The organism is Dyadobacter tibetensis Y620-1 (genome assembly GCF_000566685.1).
GTDB lineage: Bacteria > Bacteroidota > Bacteroidia > Cytophagales > Spirosomataceae > Dyadobacter > Dyadobacter tibetensis.
This window is the reverse complement of record NZ_AZQN01000006.1, coordinates 152,774-175,125: the sequence shown is the minus strand read 5'-3', so window position 1 is coordinate 175,125 and position 22,352 is coordinate 152,774. Positions and strand designations below refer to the sequence as shown.

Here is a 22,352-nt window from a genome sequence, read left to right as displayed (position 1 = left end):
CTGAATAAAAATGTTCTAATTACTGCCCATTCAAAACGGGCGTTTAGCAGTGAAATCAAGTATTTTATAGTTTCAAATTCTGAGCTTACTAGGAGATTTAGAGCATCGAAATTGCGACTTCCCCCTTTCTAATCCTTTAGGCAGCCCTAAGTATCGTCTCAATTGAGGTCTGTATCTCCGCCGACCTAAAACAGAACTTTGGTATAGTTTAAGCTTAAACTCGCTGCATCGCTAGCCCGTTGCATACGGAAAGGGCTTTATTCAATAGTAAGAGAACAAATAAAAGAAAGGTGAGACCAATAAAAGGATCTTAACTTCATAAAAACAAAAGCAGGGATTGAGCGAACCATCCCTGCTTTTGTTTTTATAGGTATTACCTGATCGTATTAGAAACGCTCCGTTTCTGAGAAGAAAAAGCTACCTTCTATAGCCGCATTCTCGTCGGAATCCGACCCATGAATGGCATTGGCCTGGATAGACTTGGCATATAACTTCCGAACTGTCCCCTCGGCAGCCTGCTCTGGATTGGTAGCGCCTATGAATGTACGAAAATCGGCTACGGCATTTTCCTTTTCAAGGATCATAGGAATTATAGGCCCGGAGGACATATAACCACAGAGATCGCCGTAAAATGGACGCTCGGCATGCACCTGATAAAACTGGCCTGCACGTTCAGCGGTAAGTAAAGTTTTCTTCATGGCGATGATTTTAAATCCAGCCGCCTCAATCATTTTAATAATTGAACCAGAATGACCGTCTGCCACTGCATCCGGCTTAATCATGGTAAAAGTTCTATTGGTAGTCATACTTGTTGAATTTATATTTGGAACAAAAGTACACTTTTATACCAATTTTGGAAGTTTGGAAGCCTTTTCCAACATGTTTAAATTAAAAACTTTGTCAGCAAACTCACTGATTCTCTATCATTTTAAAACTATTCTCAACACTTTTCGTAATTTTGTGCGCTTGAACCTATTTTTAAGCATTTTTCATTTGAATAGTCTACTGTGAATCAAACCATTGAAGAGCTTTTAGCTTTTCTTACTTCCCCCCAAAAGATCATCGTCACGATGCATAGGGACCCCGATGCCGACGCATTGGGATCGTCTCTAGGCTGGGCACGCTACCTTTCAGGAAAAGGGCACGATGTAACAGTGATCAGTCCCACCGACTACAGTGCCAACCTGAAGTGGTTACCTGGCATGGAGTCGGTGCTGGTATATGAAAAGCCGGGGCACCATGCCTTGAGCAAAAAGAAAATCAAGGAAGCATCTTTAATCTGCTGCCTAGACTTTTCGGCTTTATCCAGACTGAAAGATTTGGGTAAAGTAGTCGAACAGGCTACAGCCATCAAGATGGTTATAGACCATCATCTGGGCCCCGAAGATTTTGCCAAGTGGATGATCTGGGATACCGTAGCTGCCGCTACCGCCCAGCTTGTATACGAGACCATCAAAATCATTGAATCCGATAAAGATATTACCGAGGTGATCGACATGGATATGGCAGCTTGTCTATATGCCGGCATTATGACCGATACAGGATCATTCCGACATTCCAATGTGACCCCAGCGGTCCACCTGGCCGTAGCCGATCTGATGCGCACCGGGCTCGATACCAGCCGGGTTCATCGCCTTATCTATGACAGTGCTCCCCTATCCAGACTTCAGTTTCTGGGGTATGTGCTTTCACAAAAATTGGTGGTTTTACCTGAATACCGTACGGCATATATGGTGCTTACCGAGGAAGAACTCATTAAGTTCAACTCCAGCACGGGCGAAACGGAAGGCATTGTTAATTATGGACTTCAGGTAGAAAATGTGGTGATGTCGGCCCTTTTTATAGAACGCAAGGGTGAGGTCAAAATCTCTTTCCGCTCAGTTGGCGTCTTTTCGGTCCGCGATGTAGCCAGTACTTACTTTAGTGGTGGCGGACACAAAAATGCTTCGGGTGGTAAATCTGATGCGCCGGTAACCCAGACGGTAGATAAATTCCTGAGTATATTACCCCAATACCAGCAACAATTGCTGGATGTTGAATAAAAGCGAATCAATTTCACATTATAAACAATACCTTTTTAAATCTATTCTGATGAATTTTAAAACAGTCGGTTATGCATTGGGCATAACTATTCTTGCTGCCGCTTGCAACAACTACCGCACGCAAGTAACCGATAGCGGTCTTAAATATCAAATTTTTGAGCACGAGGACGATTCACGTCAGGCAAAACTGGGAGACATCATGTCTTTCCATTTGGTGCTTAAAAATGGTGCTGATTCGGTACTTAGGGACACCTACAAAGAAGGATCTCCTATGAAAATGGTGCTTCAAGAGCCACCTTTTAAAGGTAGCTTCGAGGAAGGACTTACCCTTCTGGCTACTGGAGACAGTGCTAAATTTATGGTAAATGCAGATACGCTTTTCGCCAAAATGCAGCAGCCTCTTCCTCCTATGATTGCCAAGGGAAGCGAAATAAGCTTTACTGTAAAGGTATTGAGCGTACAGACTTCTGAAGAGTTCCAGAAAAGCCAGTCAGAAGACGCGGCCAAGCAGAAGGAAGTAGACGCCAAGGTAATCTCTGACTTTATGGCTAAAAATAACCTGACTGGAAAAGCCACCAAAACCGAGTCTGGCTTGGTATATATCGTCGAAAAACCTGGTACAGGAAAGTCACCCTCTGCCGGAGATAAAGTGAAGGTTAACTATGTTGGAAAGTTCCTAGATGGTAAGGAATTTGATAGTTCAAAAGGCACACCCCTGGATCTTCAGGTGGGAGCAGGCATGGTTATCCCAGGATGGGAAGAAGGAATTATGCTCATGAAAAAAGGAGAAAAAGGCCTGCTTATCATTCCATCAGGACTGGCCTATGGTCCGGAAACTTACGGTCCAATCCCAGGAAACTCGGTATTGCAGTTCGAATTGGAATTGGTAGATTTCAGTAAGGGAGAAAAACTTCCTACACCTCCTGCAAGATAATCCAGAGCCAACCTGCTACAAAAGCGCGGCTACTTCCCCTGGGAGGTAGCCGCTTTTTTGTATGCCCATTTTTCATTAAACTGCACCTTAGTCGCATCAAATCACCATATCTATTCATGAATCAACTTTGTTTCGCTACCAATAATCAGAATAAAATTAAGGAAATAGCTTCCTTGTTAGGATCCGATTTTACTCTCCGATCCCTGGAAGATATAGGGTGCCATACCGAAATACCCGAACCCTATGATACAATAGCCAAAAACTCTATGGGCAAGGCTCGCTATGTCTGGGAGCAGTTTGGAGTGGACTGCTTCGCCGATGACACCGGTCTGGAAGTATTCGCATTAGACCATGCACCCGGAGTGTTATCGGCACGTTACGCCGGGCCACAACGACTGGCCGACGATAATATGAATCTACTGCTTTCCAATCTTGCCCCTTATACCGATCGTAGTGCCAGGTTCTTAACGGTCATCACCTTGGTAATAAATGGTACCTTTCACCAGTTCGAAGGGGAAGTTATCGGTACTATTTTGAAAGAAAAACGCGGTGGACAAGGTTTTGGATACGACCCAATTTTCATGCCTGAAGGGCAATCATTGACCTTTGCTGAAATGGAACTGAGCAAGAAAAACACCATGAGCCATCGAGCACGGGCATTTGCTAAGCTGGTTGATTTTTTGCAAAAAAAATCCTGATTAGTTTTTGTTTCCACATCAACAGACTTCTCCACCATCCAAAATATAGTTTGCTATGTCTAATTTCAAAATAGAAGAATACCGGTACGAAGGAAAGAATACCTTTAATATAAAAAAGGCAGAAACACGATTTAAAGACATATACGACAATGATCAGGAGTATGAGATCATGCAGGCTGCCGCAGCCCATGAACTGGATGACTTGCAGTCGATGATGTATGCACACAATCGGTATGGTCTGCTGCTTGTATTTCAGGCTATGGATGCTGCTGGTAAGGACGGGACCATCAAGCACGTAATCTCTGGTGTGAACCCTGCTGGTGTAGCTATCCATAATTTTAAACGCCCATCAGAAAATGAATTAGAACATGATTTTCTCTGGAGATCCAATATGGTGCTTCCCCAAAGAGGAACGATAGGAATTTTTAATAGAAGCTACTACGAGGAGGTCTTGGTAGTCAAGATTGAAAAAAGTATTCTTGATAATGTCCAGCGTCTGCCCCCAGAGCTTCTAGAAGACCGGGAAAAACTCTTCAAAAGACGCTATAAGGATATTAGGAATATGGAGAAATACTTGCATCATAATGGCTTTAGGGTGGTCAAATTTTTCCTGAACGTCTCCAAAAAAGAACAGGGGGAGCGACTCATTGAACGCATTAAAGATCCCAGCAAGAACTGGAAATTCGAAGAACAGGACATTCAGGTACGCGATAGATGGGACGAATATATGGAAGCCTATGAAACCTGCATTAACGAAACAGCCACGGAGAAAGCCCCCTGGTATGTAGTGCCTGCGGACGACAAAAAAAATATGCGTCTGACTGTTGCCAAAATTATCTGCGAGGAGCTTCATCAGCTCAAGATGCAGTATCCTGCCGTCAGTAAGGAAAGAGCTGAAGAACTGCAGCGCTTTATCAAAGTGATAGAGGATCAGAATAAGGCCTAAACACAAAGAGAGCGTCGGATCAGCTCCAACGCTCTCTTTATATATCTTCTTAATCTTAGCTTATTTGATTACGAAATTGCTAGCTCCAATTTTATATCCTTCGCTATAAAGTTCTACATTATACTTACCTGGACGAAACTTACCCGTGTTATCGTATAACATTTCTACTTTCTGATTATTATTTTGATACGCGATAGATTCTCTAGCAGTAAACTTAGATGCCATACCATTCACTTCAAACTCACCAGAACCGGTGGCCTCGTCAGCAATAACGGCTCCATCAGGATCTAAAACTCTCAGGAAAATATCCTTAGGTTCCTCCGCAGTAAGTGGATTCTCAGGTAAGGTAAAGGTCAGTTTAATTTTATCTACCTGGTTTGCGCGATAGGCATCTTTATCTTTCACACGTCCATTAGACTTTACAGTAAGCACTTTCATATTTTGTGCCTTTAAAGCAGCCGCCAGACTTACTTTTTCGGATAAAACTCGGTTTTCCGCAGTAAATGTCATCACGGAATCCGTTAACTCCGACTGCCGCTTTACCAATCGCTCACGCTCCGATGAAAGACTCACTACATGGGTACCTAGCGAATCGTTGGTAGCCATAAGATGCTCATTTTCAAGCTTAAGTTGTGCGATTACCTCATCTTTCTCTACCAAAAATTTCTCGTACTCCTTAATTTTAGCAAGATATTTTCCTGTATCTGCGCGATTGCTACGACTAAAGGCTTTCTTGTCGGCCTCGAGCTGTTCTTTTACTTTGGTAAGTTCTGCAACGTCACCACCCAAACGTTCGATTTCTAGAATTTTACTATCCAATACTGTAGAGATAGAGTCCAGTTTGGTACGAGTAGCGGCCAGTTCCTGCGCTTTCTCCATTACCAAGGATTCCTGCTGGTTCAACTCGCTTTTTTGAGTAGTAAACAAATACCCAAACATGGCCGTCGCAATTCCCAGAATTACAACCAGAGCCCAGGCGGTCGAATTTTTACTTTTTTGTTCCTGCTGCATTTCGATAAAATTTTAAATTGTCCTTTTTGATTTAGTTTTAGCAAGTAGGTGGTATCTTCTAATAGGTGCCCAAGGATGAGCTATCTAAGAAAAGGCTTCTAAAGCCGATACCGGTATTTATTCTAATAATACTGTTCCAAGTCTAATTAAGAGTTAGGTATTTCGCAGGAGAATGGACCGGTATACCCTGTCTAGAAGGCCTAAAAATTGGGAAAGAAGTCTAATAGAAGCAGTTATTTTTCCAGAAAGGACTATACGCAGGGAAGCATCATTTTTATGGAAATATAAAAATAATACAATTATAAAATTGGGTAATCATTACCCAATTTATGGTATTTTGAAGCAGTTTGAAAGCGGATTTACAGTGTATACCTTACAATAACAAGGTAAGCACATTCTTAATACGGCATTATTCTATTTGGTCACGCCATGACCATTATTTTATGCTTACCTGAATATCGAAGGGGCGTTTGTCCATCATTACCAATTTCTGGTAGCCATGCACATGATAGGCTGTTAAGTGTCCCTCAGCAATATTCAGCCGAAAAGAACGCTTAGATTCATACAGTTTGTTAACCGACTCAAAGCTGCCGTCAATTTGAACTGGCAGCTGGCCTAAATCGTCGTAGTGTACTGTGAGTTGTTGCAGGGTCAAGTTCTCGGTAGGTTTTAAGGTATATACCACGGTAGTAGAGTCAGGGCGATCCGTGGTGTAACTGTTTTTATAAGCAGGCTTGTTAAGGTCGGCCTTCATAAATAGCGCCAACTCTTTGGACCAATCTACCGAATTGGTTTCCAGGTTTTCTGTCTCGCCCGCAAGCATGGTAATTTTCTTAACGAGGGGCTTCGTTGCACTCAAATGCCCCATCTCGCTCTGCAACCATCCTGCCAGATCGTAATAATATTTTTCACTACCAGCAAGCTCTTCCCTGTCTTCACAGCTCGAGCATAAGAATAAAAGAAGAATCAAAGGGAAATAAATTGCTTTATTCTTTAATAAAGAAGAGAAATGGAGCTTCATGGCTATAGATATACCTTAAAATTAATAATAGAGCAGGAAGAAAGGTCTTCCCGCTCTATTCAATATTTATTCAACAATGTACTATAATAGGCTGGAACCTGTCATCTCCTCTGGTTTTACAATGCCCATGAGTGCCAAAATGGTAGGAGCCACATCTGCTAGCTTCCCGTCATTGATCGGTTGACGGTAATCTTTGTCCACCAATATACAAGGCACTAAGTTTAACGAATGGGCCGTATTGGGCGATCCATCATCGTTGGCCATATAGTCAGAATTGCCATGATCGGCGATGATAATGGACGAATAACCATGCTCTAACCCAGTTGTCACCACATCTTGTACACATTTATCAACTGTTTCACAAGCTTTGATGGCCGCCTCAAACACACCTGTATGACCTACCATATCGGGATTAGCAAAGTTAAGGCAAACGAAGTCTACCTCCTCCTTTACCAATTCAGGAACAATGGCATCACGGATTTCGTAAGCCGACATTTCGGGCTGCAAATCGTAGGTAGCTACTTTGGGAGAAGGGCATAGCAAACGGCTCTCTCCTTCAAAGGGTTTCTCCCGGCCTCCAGAAAAGAAAAAAGTAACATGTGGATATTTCTCAGTTTCGGCAATCCTGATCTGCTTTTTGCCAGCACCTTCCAGTACTTCTCCAAGGGTGTTATTAAGGTTATCCTTATCGAAGATTACCTCTACCCCTTTGAAGCTATCATCATAATTGGTAAGGGTAATATAATGTAACTTAAGCTTGTGCATATTCTGCTCATGAAAATCCTGCTGGGTAAGGACTTCTGTAATCTCCCGTCCACGGTCGGTACGGAAGTTGAAGCAGAGTACCACATCGTCTTCCTCTATAACGGCAAGTGGCGAACCATCAGGATTGGTTGCAATAATAGGCTTAATAAATTCGTCGGTTACGCCTGCCTCATAGGATGCCTCAACAGCCGCCAATACGTCGTCCTGCTGCACGCGTTCCCCTTCGCCATGAACCATGGCATCGTAGGCTAACTTTACACGCTCCCACCGTTTGTCTCGGTCCATGGCATAGTACCGACCCGTTATGCTGGCGATTTTTCCAGTAGTGGTCGCCATAGACGCTTGCAATTCTTGTAAGAAGCCTAGGCCGCTTTTAGGATCACAGTCGCGGCCATCGGTAAAGGCATGCACATACACATCGGGAACCTGAGCCTCAGCGGCAAATTTACAAAGTCCTTTCAGGTGGTCGATATGGGAATGTACTCCACCATCGGAAACCAGCCCGATAAAGTGAACCTTCTTTTTGTTGAGTTTAGCATATGCGAAGGCGTCTTTCAAAACCTTCTCCTGCCCTAGGGTCCCTTCCGAAACCGCCAGGTTAATTTTAACAAGGTCCTGGTATACAACTCTACCTGCCCCCAGATTGGTATGCCCCACTTCGGAGTTACCCATCTGCCCGTCGGGGAGGCCCACGGCTAAGCCGCTCGCCGCCAATTTGCTATGGGGGTAGGTTTGTAAAATGCTATCGTAAAATGGGGTATTGGCCGCTAAAACGGCCGAACGGCTCTCTTCGCCAGCTTTGGCAATTCCCCAACCGTCCATAATGATTAGAATAACTTTCTTGCTCACAATAAGAATATTTTAAAATGAATAGTAATCAGTGATCATGGTTCCGATCCGGCTATAGCCCTTCTCAGAAATGCCGCTCTTTTAGAAACTCCATAAACCCACCGGCACAGCGGTAGGCAATCTGATAGACTTCCTCGAAGGCGTCGTCATCCTCATAGTAGGGATCTGGCACATTTTGCGACTCTCCGCGTTGCGGATCAAACTGTCGATATAAAAATAACTTGTTTTCGGAGATAATAGATCCTGTTTGCTGAAAACATTGCCGGGCAATATGCCGGTAGTTGGCTTCGTCCATGGCCAGGATATAATCGAAATCCTGGAAGTCGCTCTGCTGAAGCTGCCTAGCACGGTGTATCAGGGCTAGACCATGCCGTTTGGCCACGGCACGCATGCGGCTGTCGGGCAGACAACCAATATGATAGGCCCCGGTTCCGGCCGAGTCGCAATGAAACTGCCCCTTAAGCCCTTTCTCCTGTACCAAGGCATTAAAAACGCCCTCGGTGATGGGAGAGCGGCAGATATTTCCTAAACAAACGAAAAGTATACGTATCAAGGCTTTTGATCTTAAAAGATGAGGCCTTGCAGCAACTAGAGTGACCGAGGCACTGCCGGCGACAGATAAATCATTACTCCTTCTGACTGCTTTCCCAAGGCTGGTTGTTTTCATCTACGATCACGTAGACATCTTCGTTGGGCTTGCGCATCATAAATTTCTCCCGGGCCCACTTTTCAAGCATTTCCGGATTACCGAAAACCTCGTTACGCTCCTTCTTTACCTGTTTTACTTTTTCCTGTAAAATAGCACGCTCCTTCTCCAAATCCATCATTTTCATTTTGTTGGAAAGCACTACCGAAATATTGTTATTATCCAGGAAAATGATCCACACCAGCCAGAATACGAAAGTAGCCGGGTAGAAACTCTTCAGAATACGTGGCCAGGGAAAGCTTTTGGATTTGGTGTCGGACATAGGCAATGAAGAAAAACCGGGGCTTTGGGCCCCGGTTTTGAATATATTGAGTCGGTTAGAACTTCAATCCAGGGAAGTAAGCATTCTCGCCTAGCTCCTCTTCGATACGCAATAGCTGGTTGTACTTGGCCATACGGTCGGAACGGGAAGCCGAACCGGTTTTAATTTGACCCGTATTCATGGCTACTGCCAAGTCAGCAATAGTAGAATCTTCTGTTTCACCTGAACGGTGCGACATGATGCTCTTGTATTTGTTGCGCGTAGCAAGGTTTACCGCATCATACGTTTCTGTCAGAGAACCGATCTGGTTTACTTTAATCAAAATCGCATTGGCGATATTAGAATCGATACCCTGCGTCAGACGGTTAACGTTGGTAACGAACAAGTCATCACCTACCAACTGGCACTTGCTGCCCACTGCATCGGTAAGTGCCTTCCATCCATCCCAATCGTCTTCGTCCATCCCATCTTCGATAGACATGATAGGATACTTCGCCACCCACTGAGCCCAATAGTCCGACATTTCGGCAGAAGTTAGTTTACGGCCATCCGATTTTTTGAAATGATACATACCATCCTCATAGAATTCAGAAACGGCTGCATCCATAGCAATGAAGATATCTTCACCTGGCTTATAACCCGCTTTCTCGATGGCCGTCAAGACCACTTCGATGGCCTCTTCGTTGGATTTGATGTTGGGAGCAAATCCGCCTTCATCTCCTACGTTGGTAGAGTATCCTTTGCTTTTCAATACAGTTTTCAAAGTATGGAAAACTTCCACACCCATGCGTAGTGACTGTGAGAACGTATCGGCTTTCACAGGCATAATCATAAACTCCTGGAAATCGATGGAGTTGTCGGCATGGCTACCACCATTCAGGATGTTCATCATCGGAACGGGAAGGGTATTGGCGTTTGTACCTCCAATATAGCGGTACAAAGGAAGACCCGCTTCCTGAGCTGCCGCCTTGGCTACTGCCAAAGAAACCCCAAGAATAGAGTTAGCTCCTAGTTTGCTTTTATTTGGTGTACCATCCAATTCCAACATGATCTTGTCGATCAGATTTTGATCGAACACAGAATGACCAATTAGTTCAGGATAGATAATTTCATTTACATTTTCTACCGCTTTTAAAACCCCCTTACCAACATATACTTGCTTGTCTTCGTCGCGTAATTCTACCGCTTCGTGCTTACCGGTAGATGCTCCTGAAGGAACAGCAGCACGTCCTAAGTAACCATTTTCGGTACGTATATCTACTTCTACTGTTGGATTGCCTCTTGAATCAAGAATTTGTCTTGCATGTACTGACTGAATCGTACTCATTTGCAGCTTGGGTTTTGATTATAAATGGATAAAATATTGATACAAAATAACGCAAAAAAATCGTTAGGATTACAGCTTGCGTAATTTTAGCGTAAATTTACAAAACAATCTAATTAAACTATAGTCATGAAAGCTTTACGCATTGTTTTTACCTTATTTACCCTAGCCGCCTTCTCTTGTCAGTCTCAGGACAAGTCGGAGAACCAGCTTACTGCAGAGAAATTTCAGACAGAACTAGCCAATACCCCCGATGCACAATTGGTAGACGTACGCACGCCAGATGAATTTAAAGACGGTCACCTAAAACAGGCGATGAATATTGATTTTAAAAGTGATGACTTTGAAGAACACATCAAGGCATTGGACAAAGATAAGCCTGTTTTTGTGTACTGCCTGGCCGGCTCACGAAGCGCTGGAGCGGCGAAAGTATTAGCAGAAAATGGCTTTAAGAATGTATATGACATGGATGGCGGCTATTTGAAATGGACCGCCGCCAATTATCCTGTAGACGAGCCTGCCAATGCAGGAGAAAGAAAAGGGATGTCTACCGAGGACTTCCAGAAGATGGTAGCGTCGGAGCCTGTCGTGATGATCGACTTTAACGCCCCCTGGTGTGCGCCCTGCGTTAAAATGCTTCCCATCATCCACCAGTTAGAAAAAGAATATGCTGGCAAAGCGAAGGTAGTAGCCATCAATTACGACGAAAACAAGGCCCTGGCCAAGGAGCTGGGCATAGACGAAATCCCGGCCTTTTTGATGTATAAAAAAGGGAAGTTGGTAGAACGCAAAAATGGGCTGATCGAAGAAAAAGAATTCCGGACTTGGCTCGACGCCCAGTTATAATACGCAATTCCTATCAAAAAAAGCGTACAGCGAGGTTGTTCCTCGCCGTACGCTTTTTTTGTGGAATACTTCATAGATTGGATTATGCATCCCATTCCGGGTTTTCAGTTCCGAGTATAGAGCAAATCGAAGTACTTCGTATTCTAAAATGGGATAAAAGACTTCCATAGATCTTTGCTTTCGATGACTCCAAGTTTAACAAGCCGCTTGGCTGAAATATAGGGGTGATACAAGAAGGCATAAAATCAAATTGGTATATAACAAAATCAACTCTTTAATGAGTATCATAATAGCAATATAAGGAATCTCATATTTCACTCGTTATTTCCAATTCTAGATCATTACAATGGTAATCTATGTCATTTTGCCAACCCAATTCATATTAATAACCATTAACCTTCCTCATTACCGTTCGTTCTAGGGGATTGATATTTTACTTTTGGCCCGAATCGGCAATTCCACCCAAATTACTAATAGTCCAAAAATATAAGAAAAAAATGATCCATCCGAGTACTAAGGTGGTCCATCCTCTCCATTGCTTTCTTGAATAATTCAAAGAAGCTGACTTATAATAAAGAGGTTGAATTTTTTCAAGTTTATTTAAGACCCAGAAGCAACTACTAATCAATGGACCCAAAATCACAGCAGAAATTACAAGATAATACAATAAGGGGTTGCCGGATTTAAGTGTGTAATATAATTCATCAAACCGTATCACTTTTGTTATTAAAGTAAGTATGATTATATAATAAGATAAGAACAAACAAGAAAAAAGTAAAGGATATCCGGTCTTCTGCTTTGCAGATACTTTTCCATATCGACTTGAATAATGAATGTATGCAAAATCTCTCAAGTCTAATAATAAATTGATCATATACGTCATATTGTTTTATTATACGCGTGTCTTGATTGCAATAATTAAAGAACAAGTCCCCATACCCAATGCCCACCAAGGACCGACAAAGATAGAAGCTATTCCTAATCCAAATTGTATGGCATTCTTGTAATCATCACTTGTCCAGCCATTAGTATTATCGGCCAAGCCAACCCATAGCTGAACTCCAGCAATGACCCCTCCAACATGTCCTATGCGTGAACTTACTAGACCAATTTGAGAAAGCATTCTTAGTGATGTAAAATTATGCATATTAGCTCCAATAGATCTAGTAAGTACCTCCGACTTACCAACGCTCCATCCGGCAATATCAGCAGTAAGGTCAACAGGAGTTTTGTTTTACAAACCTAAATAATATTTACAAATCCCTTTCTGACCTATGTCAGAAAGGGAATCCACAAAAGTCAGAAAATCACTTTCGCTGATTGCGGATTCTGCTTAAGGTGCTTGCGGTAATATTGAGGTAAGAGGCTTGAATATTTACGGAAATTCTGCCGGTAATTCCAGGATACTGATTTTCAAAAAATGCCAGCCGATCGGCCGCCGAACGTAATCCGCACATCCTTACACGCATATCCATTAGTTCAAAAGTCCTTTCATGGGTCAGGTGCCCCATTTCAGGATATAATGCGGCTAATTCTTTATAGTTCTGGAAAGATAATTGGTATAGCGTAGAGGGTTCCAAAGTTTCGATATGGTAATGCCCAGGTTTCTGATACAAAAAGCTACTAATATCGGTCAAAAATCCAAAAGCAGGGACGATCCAGGTGGTAATTTCAACAGGCTGGGCGTTACCATCTAACGCCTTGATCAATGTCAAATCCTGCTCTAAGTAATAGGCTCGAAGTACACCCGTTTCAACAAACCATAGACAACTAGCGACATCCCCCGCCGTTAGTAACAATTTCTTTGCGGGAACTCTCACTTTCGTGAAAAATGGGATAGCGGCTTCAAAATGCTCGGGAGCCATTCCTACAAATTCCGCGAGCCCATTTATAAATTTTTCCATTATTAAGACTTTGGGTATACCAATATAAAAAAATTCGACCTCAATAGTTAATGTAAAGCTACTTAAATTAACTGCATATTTTATTAAAATGTCCATTTCTCATGAACTAATGACCTCATGCTTCAAAAACCGATTATCAAAATCAAAAAATCACAAGCTCAGAACTCAACCCTGAATCTCGTAGGACTTTTCGATGCGATTTTTTTAATATGCAGGTATATATTAGCCCAATGGTGAAGGCAAGGGCAGGGAGGAAATTGTAGTTTTCTATATCGTTGAATAGGGTTTCATAATTGCCATATACAATCAAAACAACGATAACGAGGTAGGTCAAAAGAATATCTGGCATGGATAGCTTCGTTTTTCTAAACAGCCTAATTCTCATCAACAGCAATGTCAATAAAAAATAATACAGGGCTTCGAAACAATGCCTGTAAGCAGGATAATCACTCTTAATAAAGCTGATAATAAACAAGACTATTGCAGACACTATATCCCATACTAAAAATATCCTTCGGGAATTCAAAAAAAAATCCCTGCCGGAACCGGCAGGGACGAGATCGTATTAAGCGTTGAGAAGCGCTGTAAACTGATCGAACAGATAGCGCGAGTCGTGCGGCCCGGGCGAGGCCTCGGGGTGGTATTGCACCGAAAAGGCTGGATAGTCCTTTCTGCGAATACCTTCTATTGTTTTATCGTTCAGGTTAACATGCGTGATCTCCACATTGGGATGACTGCTGATCTCCTCTGGATTCACGGCAAAACCATGATTCTGACTGGTGATCTCGCATAGGCCCGTTTGTAGGTTCTTTACAGGGTGGTTAAGCCCCCTATGACCATGATGCATCTTATAAGTGCTGATACCGCTGGAAAGGGCTAGTAGCTGATGTCCCAGACAAATACCAAAGACAGGCTTTTTGGTCGCCACCATTTTCGTCACATTTTCTACTGCATAACCCATCGATGCAGGATCCCCAGGACCGTTAGAGATAAAGAAACCGTCAGGGTTCCACTGCATCACCTCTTCAAAAGAGGTTCGGGCCGGGAAGACCTTACAATAACACCCGCGTTGGGTAAGGTTACTTAAAATGCTTTTCTTTATCCCATAATCCATAACAGCAATCCGATAGCGGCTGTTACCTTCATTGCCCATAAAATAAGGCTCAGAGGTTGTCACTTCGGAGGATAGCTCTAATCCTTCCATGGAAGGGACCTTTTTCAATTCTTCCATTAGGGCTGCCTCGTCAAGAATTTCAGAGGAAATGATTGCATTCATCACTCCTTTTTGACGAACATGACGCACAATATGCCGGGTATCGACATTGCTTATTCCTACAATTTTAGCCCTTTCAAAATACTCTTGAAGGGAAAAATCTGCCGTATCACGGGAGTAAACCTGTGAGAAAGTATTACATACCATCCCTTTGATTTTTACCGACCCCGACTCTTCCTCGTCTTCCAGCTGCACCCCATAATTACCGATATGAGAGTTGGTATTGACGATAATCTGACCGTAGTACGACGGATCGGTATAGATCTCCTGGTAGCCGGTCATGCCGGTATTGAAGCAAAGCTCACCTCCGGTGGTGCCGTCAATCCCCAGCGCTAACCCTCTGTAAGCCGTTCCATCTTCCAACAAAAGCAATGCCTCTTTCTTGTGACCCATATTTGATTCTATATTTATACTATTGGTTAATTTGTGCCGATATCATAACCATCCTTCGGCCATTTCGGTTTAATTCCAGTGGCAAAATTAAAAAATTAGCCATAAAAAGGGGTTAAACGACAACGTCTAACCCCTTAATACTACTAAATTTTCATTTTGCAATATATATTATTCACTTGCAGCATCCGTTTCACGTCCACCATCAAGTTCATCTTGCAACTTTTTCAACTCATCCCATTTACCATCGGCCGCAAGCTGAGCCTGAGCAGGCCAGGTAGCAGGACTATGGGTATTGAACTGAGGACCTGCTTTTTCAAGCAATTCCTGAATCGCTTCGGGAGTGGCTGCTGCCAACTGAGCGTAAGTAGCGATGCCACCTTCCGCTAGAATATCGGCGATCTTTGGACCAACCCCTTCGATTTTCTTCAAGTCATCACCTTCGGCGACTACTTCGCTAGCAGCAGGAGCAGCAGCGGCAGTATCTTCCGACTTCTTACCACCACGGCGGCTACGACGTGTTTTGGCAGGTTTGTCAGCGTTCGCAAGAAGAAGTGCATCGTTGAAGTCGACCAATTCGATCAAGGCTACTTCAGCAGCATCACCCAGACGGTTGCCTAGTTTAATGATGCGGGTATAACCACCGGGACGGTTGGCGATTTTGTCAGAAACGTTACCAAAAAGTTCTTTTACCGACTCTTTATCGTTCAAGTAAGAGAATACAACCCTTCTGTTGTGGGTGGTATCATCCTTGGCTTTTGTAAGCAAAGGCTCTACATAACCTCTTAGTTCTTTGGCTTTTGCCAAAGTAGTTTCAATTCTTTTGTGGATAATCAGCGAAGAAGCCATGTTTGATAACATCGCCTTGCGGTGAGATGCCGTTCTTCCTAAGTGATTATGTTTCTTACCGTGTCTCATTTTGTTTATTGTTTAGTTGCTTCGAGCAGCGTACCTACGCGCTTCAGAATACATACTGATTATGGAATTACTATTTTACTCTTCGTCTAACCGATATTTGGCGACGTCCATTCCAAATGTGAGTTGTTTATCAGCAACAAGTTGCTCCAACTCGGTAAGCGACTTTTTACCAAAATTACGGAACTTCATCATGTCCGAAATTTCAAGTCGTACCAAATCTCCTAATGATTTAACATCGGCAGATTTCAGACAGTTGTAAGCACGAACAGAAAGATCCAACTCCGACAAGGAAGTTTTAAGGAGTTTCCGCATGCGCAACATCTCTTCGTCTACTTGATTATCTTCTTCCGCTTTCTGCTTTTCAAAGGTCATAGTCTGATCTGAGAATAGCATAAAGTGTTGGATCAATATATTGGCGGCACCCTTCAAGGCATCCTCGGGATGGATAGAACCATCGGTTTGGATATCGATCAATAGGCGCTCATAATCGGTCCGCTGTTCTACACGTGTGTTTTCCACACTGTATTTTACATTTTTGATCGGAGTATATATGGAATCTACGGCAATATAACCAAAGGGAAGTTCATTCGCCCTAGGCTCATCCGCAGGAATATAGCCTCTACCTTTGTCCAACAACAGTTCCATTTCGAACTCCTTATTGTCGTCGATATGGCAAATTACAAGATCAGGATTCAACACTTCGTAAGTGTTGGTAAACTTACCAATATCACCAGCCGTAATGACAGAGACATTTTTAAGGTTAACAACGATACGGCTTTCGTTCAAATCTGAAACTTTTTTAAAACGAACCTGCTTGAGGTTCAGGATGATTTCCGTAACATCCTCTACAATACCTTCAATTGAAGAAAACTCGTGAAGCACACCAGGGAACTTCACACTCGTTATGGCATAGCCTTCTAAAGATGAAAGTAGTATTCTACGCAACGCATTTCCTATCGTTACGCCGTATCCTTTCTCTAAAGGCTTAAACTCAAACAACCCATGAAAGTCGTCTGCTTTTTCCATGACGACCTTATCAGGCATTTGGAAAGCTAATATTGACATAGTCTTTGCTCCTTTTATAGTAGTAAATGATAGTTGATCACGCTACCGTTACCTTTGCGATCGCAAAATAACCGTTACCGGCCAATAGCACGTTACCGAACAGTAACGTGCTAATGTAATGAAGATTGTTATTTAGAGTACAATTCAACGATCAATTGTTCGTTGATGTTCTCCGGTATTTGGTCACGTTCTGGGAACGTTACAAACTTACCACTCAATTGCGAACCATCCCACTCCAACCAGTTGAAGCCTCTTGCGCTATGTCCAGATAGGCTATCTGAAATGGCTTCCAAGGACTTTGATTTCTCACGAACGGTCACTACCTGACCAGGACGTAGGGAGTAAGAAGGGATATTAACGATCTCTCCATCTACCAAAATGTGCTTATGCGATACCAACTGACGTGCAGCACGACGGGTTGGCGCTATACCCAAACGGTAAACAGTATTATCCAGACGAGCTTCGCAATATCTGAGTAGGTTTTCACCAGTGATACCCTCTTTTACAGAAGCTTTTTCGAATAGATTACGGAATTGTCTTTCAAGAATACCGTAAATAAATTTAACCTTTTGCTTTTCCATCAACTGTAAAGCATATTCCGACTTCTTAGGTCTGCGACCTTTTCCGTGAACGCCGGGAGGATAATTCTTCTTTGCAAGCGCCTTGCTGGGACCCATGATGGGTTCTCCGTAACGTCTTGCAATCTTGGTTTTGGGACCTGTGTAACGTGCCATTAAAAACTTTTGTTAACTAATTTTAAAAAATTTACCATTCTGTAACCCCAGTGTCCAAATTACGAATGGGTATTGCCCGAGGGCAATAGGGTACTTATACTCTACGACGTTTTGGAGGACGACATCCGTTGTGCGGAAGTGGAGTAATATCGCGAATCACAGTAACTTCGATTCCGGAATTCTGAATGGTACGGATAGCAGACTCACGTCCTGATCCTGGTCCTTTTACGAACACTTCAGCCTTACGCATTCCAAGGTCGAAAGCGACCTGTGCAGCGCTGGAGGCTGCAGTTTGCGCTGCGTAAGGGGTGTTCTTCTTAGAACCGCGGAAACCCATTTTACCAGCAGAACCCCAGGAAATTACCTGTCCGTTCAAGTTAGTAATAGAAATGATGATGTTGTTAAAAGAAGCCCTGATGTGAACTTGTCCCACCGGCTCTACTACAACAACTCTTTTCTTAGCTTTGTCTTTTCTTTTATTTTGTGCCATTGCTTTTGAAAATAAGGTGTGCCATTACGACACCGCTCATTGTTTATTTAGTAGCCTTTTTCTTGTTCGCGATTGTTTTGCGCTTACCCTTACGAGTACGTGAGTTGTTCTTAGTCCGCTGACCACGCAATGGCAATCCCTTACGATGACGAAGACCACGATAACATGCAATGTCCATCAGGCGCTTAATGCTAAGCTGTACCTCCGACTTAAGTGCACCTTCTACCTTAAATTCACCTGCGATTACCGAGCGAACTGCACCAGACTCATCGTCTGACCAATCAATCACTTTCTTATTAACGTCAACGCCAGCTTTGTCCAGGATTTTCTTGGCCGAACTACGGCCAATACCAAAAATATAAGTTAGCGAGATCTCACCCCTTTTGCGGTCGGGAATATCAACTCCAGAAATACGTGCCATAATTTTTAACCTTGTCTTTGTTTATACCGAGGATTCTTTTTGTTTATCACATAAATCTTTCCCTTTCGGCGAATTACCTTGCAGTCTACACTGCGCTTTTTAACTGATGCTTTAACTTTCATCTTTATTGACCTTATGTGTTGTTCACTAAACTAAAGCCCTATTTATATCGATAAACGATTCTTGCTTTCGATAAGTCGTAAGGCGACATTTCCAACTTTACTCTGTCACCGGGTAAGATTTTGATGTAGTGCATCCTCATTTTACCTGATATGTGTGCGATTACTTCGTGCTTATTTTCTAATTCCACACGAAACATTGCATTTGACAGAGCTTCGATTATTACTCCGTCTTGTTCGATTGATGCTTGTTTTGCCATTCGTAAATTTATTGCTCCACTGCAACCATTAGGCTGGTATTGGCCGTTACTTGTTCTATGTAGTCAAATGTTGTCAGGATCTCGGCCTTGCCTTTACGCACGACCACGGTATGTTCGAAATGAGCCGAAGGTTTACGATCGCCAGTACGAATAGTCCACCCGTCCCGCTCCTGCACCACTCCTTTGGTTCCCAGGTTGATCATAGGCTCTATGGCCAGTACCATCCCTTCTTTGAGTTTGATGCCCTTGCCCCGCTTCCCATAATTGGGCACTTCAGGGGCTTCGTGTAAGCTTCTTCCTATTCCGTGGCCTACCAGTTCCCTGACCACACTATAACCTCTTTGTTCAACGAAATTCTGAATAGCAAAACCAACATCACCCATTCGCATTCCATCGCTAGCCTCTGCGATTCCCTTGTAAAGGGACATTTTAGTAGCTACCAACAGATCTTTTACTTCCTGGCTCACTTCACCTACCGGGTAGGTATATGCACTGTCGCTATGAAAACCATTCAGTTTAACGCCACAATCTACAGACAATATATCTCCGTCTCTTAACTCATAGCTACTGGGGAACCCATGAACTACCACCTCATTGGCGGAGATACAAAGTGAGGCTGGGAAACCGTTGAAACCTTTAAAGGAAGGTATTCCACCATTATCCCGGATAAACGACTCGGCAATGCTATCCAGTTTTTGGGTTGTAACACCTGGCTTAACCCAGCTAGCTACTTCGGCATGTGCCTTTCCCAATACCTGAGCACTCAGCTTTATCAGGTCAATCTCCTCTTCTGTTTTGAGGTATATCATTATTAAATTGCTAGACTTTCGGCTCTCCCTGTAACCCGACCTGACTTCATCAGGCCTTCGTAGCGGCGCATCAACAGATAGCTTTCAATTTGCTGTAAGGTGTCCAATACCACCCCTACCATGATGAGTAGAGAGGTACCTCCAAAGAATTGTGCAAACTCACTGTTCACACCCAACAGACTTGCAAAAGCCGGCAAGATGGCCACCAAAGCCAGCATAATAGAGCCTGGGAAAGTTATCCGATCTAAGATAGAGCTGATATATTCCGAGGTCTGCTGTCCAGGTTTGATACCGGGTATAAAACCACCACCACGTTTCATATCATCTGCGATCTGTTGCGGATTGACTGAAATGGCCGTGTAGAAAAATGTAAATACGATAATTAATACCGCAAATAACAAGTTGTATTGCCAGGTGGTATAGTTGGCAAATATCGTCGCAACGTTACTCGCAAAATCGCTTTTATCGGCGAAGTACGAGGCTCCCAATGAAGGGATAAACATCAAGGCCTGTGCAAATATGATGGGCATAACACCCGCTGCATTCAGCTTAAGCGGCAGATACTGGCGTTGGCCACCCATTACCCGGTTGCCTACCACTTGTTTGGCATACTGGATTGGAATCCGACGTACTGCCTGCGTAAGCATCACCGCCCCCATAATCACGAAATACAGCGCTACCATTTCCAGAACTGTCAGCAAGATTTGCCCACTACCTCTAGAAACGACTTCTTTGTAAATCGCCCCGGGGAAACGTGAAACGATTCCAATCATAATCAACATCGAGATACCATTTCCGATTCCTTTATCGGTGATCCGCTCCCCAAGCCACATGCAGAACATGGTACCGGCTGTCAGGATGAATACCGAGGAAATCGAGAACAAACTTCTGGATACTAACAGGGCCTCGTCGGGCACGGTAGTATTCAGGTAGGCTGTTCCCTGTACCAGGGTAACGATGATGGTCAATACCCTGGTAATCTGATTGAGTTTTTTACGTCCCGACTCCCCTTCCTTCTGCATTTTCTGGAAGTATGGCAGGGCCATAGTCAACAGCTGAATGGCAATGGAAGCAGAGATATAGGGCATAATACCCAACGCAAAAATGGAGGCCTTGCTAAAGGCTCCACCCAGAAAAGTATCTAACAAACCCAGTAAACCTTGGGTCGATACGTTTAATTGATCGGGTTCAACACCAGGCAACGCTACATAAGACCCTAATCTGAAGATTGTTATAAACAACAGAGTGTTGAGAATACGAGTTCTCAACTCCTCTATTGAAAATATATGTTGTATGGTTTCAAAAAATCTTTTCATGTTCTGGGCTTACATTTGCCTTTCGAGAGCCAACCGAAGTTGGCCTGTTCGAATTCGTTATAGTTTAACCGCTTTACCTCCTGCTTTTTCAATCGCTTCAATAGCAGTAGCAGAAAAGCCATGCGCTTGAACCTCGATAGAAGCGGATATTTCACCACGACCAAGAATTTTGACAAGGTCTTTTTTGGCTGCCAATCCATTCTCGCGGATCATGTCCACGGTAATGACGTTAGCATTTACCTTGTCGGCTAGTGCCTGGATAGCATCCAGGTTCAAAGCCTTATACTCAACCCGGTTGATGTTATTGAAACCAAACTTGGGCAAACGTCTCTGAAGGGGCATCTGGCCACCTTCAAAGCCCAGTTTACGGCTATAACCAGAGCGGGACTGAGCTCCATTATGACCGCGGGCAGCAGTTCCTCCTTTTCCGGATCCCTGACCACGACCTACACGTTTTCCGACTTTTACAGATCCCGCAGCAGGTTTTAAAGAACTAAGATTCATACTATTAGTATCTATTAAATTGCTTCCACTTTAACCAAATGGCTAACCTTACGGATCATGCCCGCAATGGCGTCGCTATTTTCTTTTTCAACCGATCTGTTCAGTTTACCAAGACCAAGGGCCTTAATGGTAAGTTTTTGTCTTTCTGGGCGATCGATCGCACTTTTAACTTGGGTAATACGTACTTTTGACATAGTTACTTTCAGATATAGGTTATCCGAGACGGATTAACCATTAAACACTTTATCCAGTTTAACACCACGCTGAAAAGCAACTTGATGCGGAGCTCTCATTTTAAGAAGCGCATCAATGGTAGCCTTTATTACATTGTGGGGGTTCGAAGAACCCTTCGACTTAGCCAATACATCTTTGATACCCGCACTTTCCAAAACGGCTCTCATCGGGCCACCGGCAAGTACACCTGTACCAGGAGCAGCTGGCTTAATCAGTACAAATCCACCACTGTATTTTCCTTCCATAGCATGAGGAACAGTGTTCTTCAGCATAGGGATCTGGATCAGGTTTTTCTTAGCGTCGTCGATACCCTTGGCGATGGCGTCAGTAACCTCATTGGCTTTTCCTAGGCCATAACCTACTACACCCTGGCCGTCACCCACTACCACAATGGCAGAAAAGCTAAAACGACGACCACCTTTTACCACTTTTGCAACCCGATTGATCGCTACAACGCGCTCTTTCAGATCTGATTCGTTAACCTTTGAAGGTCTTGTATTTGTAGACATAG

27 protein-coding genes are annotated in these 22,352 nt (G+C 43.4%); 5 read left to right on the top strand and 22 right to left on the bottom strand.

Annotation, left to right across the window (positions count from 1 at the left end):
- Positions 1–386 precede the first annotated feature (386 nt).
- Entirely contained in the window at positions 387–806 is a 420-nt protein-coding gene (locus tag X939_RS0116285; protein WP_025764360.1) for a nucleoside-diphosphate kinase, read from the bottom strand.
- Between the two features lie 201 nt (positions 807–1,007).
- Here X939_RS0116285 and X939_RS0116280 point away from each other — a divergent pair, with 201 nt between their 5' ends.
- From X939_RS0116280 to X939_RS0116265, 4 genes are all read left to right on the top strand, one after another.
- A complete protein-coding gene (locus X939_RS0116280; protein WP_025764359.1) occupies positions 1,008–2,042 on the top strand; it encodes a DHH family phosphoesterase in 1,035 nt (344 codons plus the stop codon).
- 49 nt (positions 2,043–2,091) lie between these two features.
- Entirely contained in the window at positions 2,092–2,976 is an 885-nt protein-coding gene (locus tag X939_RS0116275) for an FKBP-type peptidyl-prolyl cis-trans isomerase (RefSeq protein WP_025764358.1), read from the top strand.
- 116 nt (positions 2,977–3,092) lie between these two features.
- The gene (gene rdgB / locus X939_RS0116270) at positions 3,093–3,674 is read left to right on the top strand and encodes an RdgB/HAM1 family non-canonical purine NTP pyrophosphatase (protein ID WP_025764357.1); all 582 of its coding nucleotides are present in this window, start codon (positions 3,093–3,095) and stop codon (positions 3,672–3,674) included.
- A 55-nt stretch (positions 3,675–3,729) separates the two neighbouring features.
- Positions 3,730–4,620: a PPK2 family polyphosphate kinase gene (locus tag X939_RS0116265; protein WP_025764356.1), complete on the top strand. Its 891-nt coding sequence runs from the start codon at positions 3,730–3,732 to the stop codon at positions 4,618–4,620.
- A 60-nt stretch (positions 4,621–4,680) separates the two neighbouring features.
- Here the strand turns inward: X939_RS0116265 and X939_RS0116260 are convergent, their stop codons facing one another.
- The 6 genes from X939_RS0116260 to eno all read right to left on the bottom strand — a co-directional run bounded on the left by X939_RS0116260 (position 4,681) and on the right by eno (position 10,561).
- Positions 4,681–5,631, bottom strand: a complete 951-nt coding sequence (locus X939_RS0116260; protein WP_025764355.1) for a DUF8428 domain-containing protein — start codon at positions 5,629–5,631, stop codon at positions 4,681–4,683.
- A 436-nt stretch (positions 5,632–6,067) separates the two neighbouring features.
- Entirely contained in the window at positions 6,068–6,652 is a 585-nt protein-coding gene (locus tag X939_RS0116250; RefSeq protein ID WP_025764352.1) for a hypothetical protein, read from the bottom strand.
- A gap of 81 nt (positions 6,653–6,733) precedes the next feature.
- Complete coding sequence (gpmI, locus tag X939_RS0116245; protein ID WP_025764351.1) at positions 6,734–8,266, bottom strand: 2,3-bisphosphoglycerate-independent phosphoglycerate mutase; 1,533 nt, start codon at positions 8,264–8,266, stop codon at positions 6,734–6,736.
- Between the two features lie 64 nt (positions 8,267–8,330).
- Positions 8,331–8,819 carry a low molecular weight protein-tyrosine-phosphatase gene (locus X939_RS0116240; RefSeq protein ID WP_025764350.1) on the bottom strand — a complete coding sequence of 163 codons (489 nt, stop codon included), beginning with the start codon at positions 8,817–8,819 and terminating at the stop codon, positions 8,331–8,333.
- 73 nt (positions 8,820–8,892) lie between these two features.
- Complete coding sequence (locus X939_RS0116235) at positions 8,893–9,234, bottom strand: FtsB family cell division protein (RefSeq protein ID WP_025764349.1); 342 nt, start codon at positions 9,232–9,234, stop codon at positions 8,893–8,895.
- 55 nt (positions 9,235–9,289) lie between these two features.
- Positions 9,290–10,561: a phosphopyruvate hydratase gene (eno, locus tag X939_RS0116230; RefSeq protein WP_025764348.1), complete on the bottom strand. Its 1,272-nt coding sequence runs from the start codon at positions 10,559–10,561 to the stop codon at positions 9,290–9,292.
- Between the two features lie 126 nt (positions 10,562–10,687).
- Between eno and X939_RS0116225 the strand changes: the two genes are divergently transcribed.
- Entirely contained in the window at positions 10,688–11,404 is a 717-nt protein-coding gene (locus tag X939_RS0116225) for a DUF6568 family protein (RefSeq protein WP_025764347.1), read from the top strand.
- Positions 11,405–12,296: 892 nt separating this feature from the next.
- On the opposite strand, the gene X939_RS0116215 is transcribed toward X939_RS0116225, so the two are convergent.
- The 15 genes from X939_RS0116215 to rpsE form a co-directional block, all read right to left on the bottom strand.
- Complete coding sequence (locus X939_RS0116215; protein WP_131694793.1) at positions 12,297–12,551, bottom strand: hypothetical protein; 255 nt, start codon at positions 12,549–12,551, stop codon at positions 12,297–12,299.
- 160 nt (positions 12,552–12,711) lie between these two features.
- Complete coding sequence (locus X939_RS0116210) at positions 12,712–13,308, bottom strand: Crp/Fnr family transcriptional regulator (protein ID WP_131694794.1); 597 nt, start codon at positions 13,306–13,308, stop codon at positions 12,712–12,714.
- A gap of 565 nt (positions 13,309–13,873) precedes the next feature.
- Entirely contained in the window at positions 13,874–14,974 is a 1,101-nt protein-coding gene (carA, locus tag X939_RS0116200) for a glutamine-hydrolyzing carbamoyl-phosphate synthase small subunit (protein ID WP_025764342.1), read from the bottom strand.
- Positions 14,975–15,142: 168 nt separating this feature from the next.
- Positions 15,143–15,889, bottom strand: coding sequence for a 50S ribosomal protein L17 (rplQ, locus tag X939_RS0116195; protein ID WP_025764340.1), 747 nt, complete (start codon positions 15,887–15,889; stop codon positions 15,143–15,145).
- A gap of 75 nt (positions 15,890–15,964) precedes the next feature.
- Complete coding sequence (locus X939_RS0116190) at positions 15,965–16,954, bottom strand: DNA-directed RNA polymerase subunit alpha (RefSeq protein ID WP_025764339.1); 990 nt, start codon at positions 16,952–16,954, stop codon at positions 15,965–15,967.
- 128 nt (positions 16,955–17,082) lie between these two features.
- Positions 17,083–17,688, bottom strand: coding sequence for a 30S ribosomal protein S4 (gene rpsD / locus X939_RS0116185; protein ID WP_025764338.1), 606 nt, complete (start codon positions 17,686–17,688; stop codon positions 17,083–17,085).
- A 94-nt stretch (positions 17,689–17,782) separates the two neighbouring features.
- Positions 17,783–18,178, bottom strand: coding sequence for a 30S ribosomal protein S11 (gene rpsK / locus X939_RS0116180; RefSeq protein ID WP_025764337.1), 396 nt, complete (start codon positions 18,176–18,178; stop codon positions 17,783–17,785).
- A gap of 43 nt (positions 18,179–18,221) precedes the next feature.
- Positions 18,222–18,599, bottom strand: coding sequence for a 30S ribosomal protein S13 (gene rpsM / locus X939_RS0116175; protein ID WP_025764335.1), 378 nt, complete (start codon positions 18,597–18,599; stop codon positions 18,222–18,224).
- Positions 18,600–18,604: 5 nt separating this feature from the next.
- The gene (gene rpmJ / locus X939_RS23420) at positions 18,605–18,721 is read right to left on the bottom strand and encodes a 50S ribosomal protein L36 (protein ID WP_084299511.1); all 117 of its coding nucleotides are present in this window, start codon (positions 18,719–18,721) and stop codon (positions 18,605–18,607) included.
- A 38-nt stretch (positions 18,722–18,759) separates the two neighbouring features.
- Positions 18,760–18,978, bottom strand: a complete 219-nt coding sequence (infA, locus tag X939_RS0116170) for a translation initiation factor IF-1 (protein ID WP_025764334.1) — start codon at positions 18,976–18,978, stop codon at positions 18,760–18,762.
- Positions 18,979–18,986: 8 nt separating this feature from the next.
- Complete coding sequence (gene map / locus X939_RS0116165; protein WP_025764333.1) at positions 18,987–19,787, bottom strand: type I methionyl aminopeptidase; 801 nt, start codon at positions 19,785–19,787, stop codon at positions 18,987–18,989.
- Positions 19,788–19,789: 2 nt separating this feature from the next.
- A complete protein-coding gene (gene secY / locus X939_RS0116160; protein ID WP_025764332.1) occupies positions 19,790–21,103 on the bottom strand; it encodes a preprotein translocase subunit SecY in 1,314 nt (437 codons plus the stop codon).
- Between the two features lie 57 nt (positions 21,104–21,160).
- The gene (gene rplO, locus X939_RS0116155) at positions 21,161–21,607 is read right to left on the bottom strand and encodes a 50S ribosomal protein L15 (RefSeq protein ID WP_025764331.1); all 447 of its coding nucleotides are present in this window, start codon (positions 21,605–21,607) and stop codon (positions 21,161–21,163) included.
- Between the two features lie 14 nt (positions 21,608–21,621).
- Positions 21,622–21,801: a 50S ribosomal protein L30 gene (rpmD, locus tag X939_RS0116150; RefSeq protein WP_025764330.1), complete on the bottom strand. Its 180-nt coding sequence runs from the start codon at positions 21,799–21,801 to the stop codon at positions 21,622–21,624.
- Positions 21,802–21,834: 33 nt separating this feature from the next.
- Positions 21,835–22,350: a 30S ribosomal protein S5 gene (rpsE, locus tag X939_RS0116145; protein WP_025764329.1), complete on the bottom strand. Its 516-nt coding sequence runs from the start codon at positions 22,348–22,350 to the stop codon at positions 21,835–21,837.
- Positions 22,351–22,352: the final 2 nt, after the last annotated feature.

Excerpts from the sequence above, each read along its gene's own strand:
- X939_RS0116225 (WP_025764347.1), top strand. The coding sequence starts at position 10,688 with ATGAAAGCTTTACGCATTGTTTTTACCTTATTTACCCTAGCCGCCTTC.
- X939_RS0116215 (WP_131694793.1), bottom strand. The coding sequence starts at position 12,551 with ATGCATAATTTTACATCACTAAGAATGCTTTCTCAAATTGGTCTAGTA.
- X939_RS0116265 (WP_025764356.1), top strand. The coding sequence starts at position 3,730 with ATGTCTAATTTCAAAATAGAAGAATACCGGTACGAAGGAAAGAATACC.
- carA (WP_025764342.1), bottom strand. The coding sequence starts at position 14,974 with ATGGGTCACAAGAAAGAGGCATTGCTTTTGTTGGAAGATGGAACGGCT.
- rdgB (WP_025764357.1), top strand. The coding sequence starts at position 3,093 with ATGAATCAACTTTGTTTCGCTACCAATAATCAGAATAAAATTAAGGAA.
- rpmD (WP_025764330.1), bottom strand. The coding sequence starts at position 21,801 with ATGTCAAAAGTACGTATTACCCAAGTTAAAAGTGCGATCGATCGCCCA.
- X939_RS0116260 (WP_025764355.1), bottom strand. The coding sequence starts at position 5,631 with ATGCAGCAGGAACAAAAAAGTAAAAATTCGACCGCCTGGGCTCTGGTT.
- rpmJ (WP_084299511.1), bottom strand. The coding sequence starts at position 18,721 with ATGAAAGTTAAAGCATCAGTTAAAAAGCGCAGTGTAGACTGCAAGGTA.
- X939_RS0116210 (WP_131694794.1), bottom strand. The coding sequence starts at position 13,308 with ATGGAAAAATTTATAAATGGGCTCGCGGAATTTGTAGGAATGGCTCCC.
- rplQ (WP_025764340.1), bottom strand. The coding sequence starts at position 15,889 with ATGAGACACGGTAAGAAACATAATCACTTAGGAAGAACGGCATCTCAC.
- rplO (WP_025764331.1), bottom strand. The coding sequence starts at position 21,607 with ATGAATCTTAGTTCTTTAAAACCTGCTGCGGGATCTGTAAAAGTCGGA.
- rpsK (WP_025764337.1), bottom strand. The coding sequence starts at position 18,178 with ATGGCACAAAATAAAAGAAAAGACAAAGCTAAGAAAAGAGTTGTTGTA.
- X939_RS0116235 (WP_025764349.1), bottom strand. The coding sequence starts at position 9,234 with ATGTCCGACACCAAATCCAAAAGCTTTCCCTGGCCACGTATTCTGAAG.
- X939_RS0116275 (WP_025764358.1), top strand. The coding sequence starts at position 2,092 with ATGAATTTTAAAACAGTCGGTTATGCATTGGGCATAACTATTCTTGCT.
- rpsE (WP_025764329.1), bottom strand. The coding sequence starts at position 22,350 with ATGTCTACAAATACAAGACCTTCAAAGGTTAACGAATCAGATCTGAAA.
- map (WP_025764333.1), bottom strand. The coding sequence starts at position 19,787 with ATGATATACCTCAAAACAGAAGAGGAGATTGACCTGATAAAGCTGAGT.
- rpsD (WP_025764338.1), bottom strand. The coding sequence starts at position 17,688 with ATGGCACGTTACACAGGTCCCAAAACCAAGATTGCAAGACGTTACGGA.
- eno (WP_025764348.1), bottom strand. The coding sequence starts at position 10,561 with ATGAGTACGATTCAGTCAGTACATGCAAGACAAATTCTTGATTCAAGA.
- secY (WP_025764332.1), bottom strand. The coding sequence starts at position 21,103 with ATGAAAAGATTTTTTGAAACCATACAACATATATTTTCAATAGAGGAG.
- X939_RS0116285 (WP_025764360.1), bottom strand. The coding sequence starts at position 806 with ATGACTACCAATAGAACTTTTACCATGATTAAGCCGGATGCAGTGGCA.
- rpsM (WP_025764335.1), bottom strand. The coding sequence starts at position 18,599 with ATGGCACGTATTTCTGGAGTTGATATTCCCGACCGCAAAAGGGGTGAG.
- infA (WP_025764334.1), bottom strand. The coding sequence starts at position 18,978 with ATGGCAAAACAAGCATCAATCGAACAAGACGGAGTAATAATCGAAGCT.
- X939_RS0116190 (WP_025764339.1), bottom strand. The coding sequence starts at position 16,954 with ATGTCAATATTAGCTTTCCAAATGCCTGATAAGGTCGTCATGGAAAAA.
- X939_RS0116250 (WP_025764352.1), bottom strand. The coding sequence starts at position 6,652 with ATGAAGCTCCATTTCTCTTCTTTATTAAAGAATAAAGCAATTTATTTC.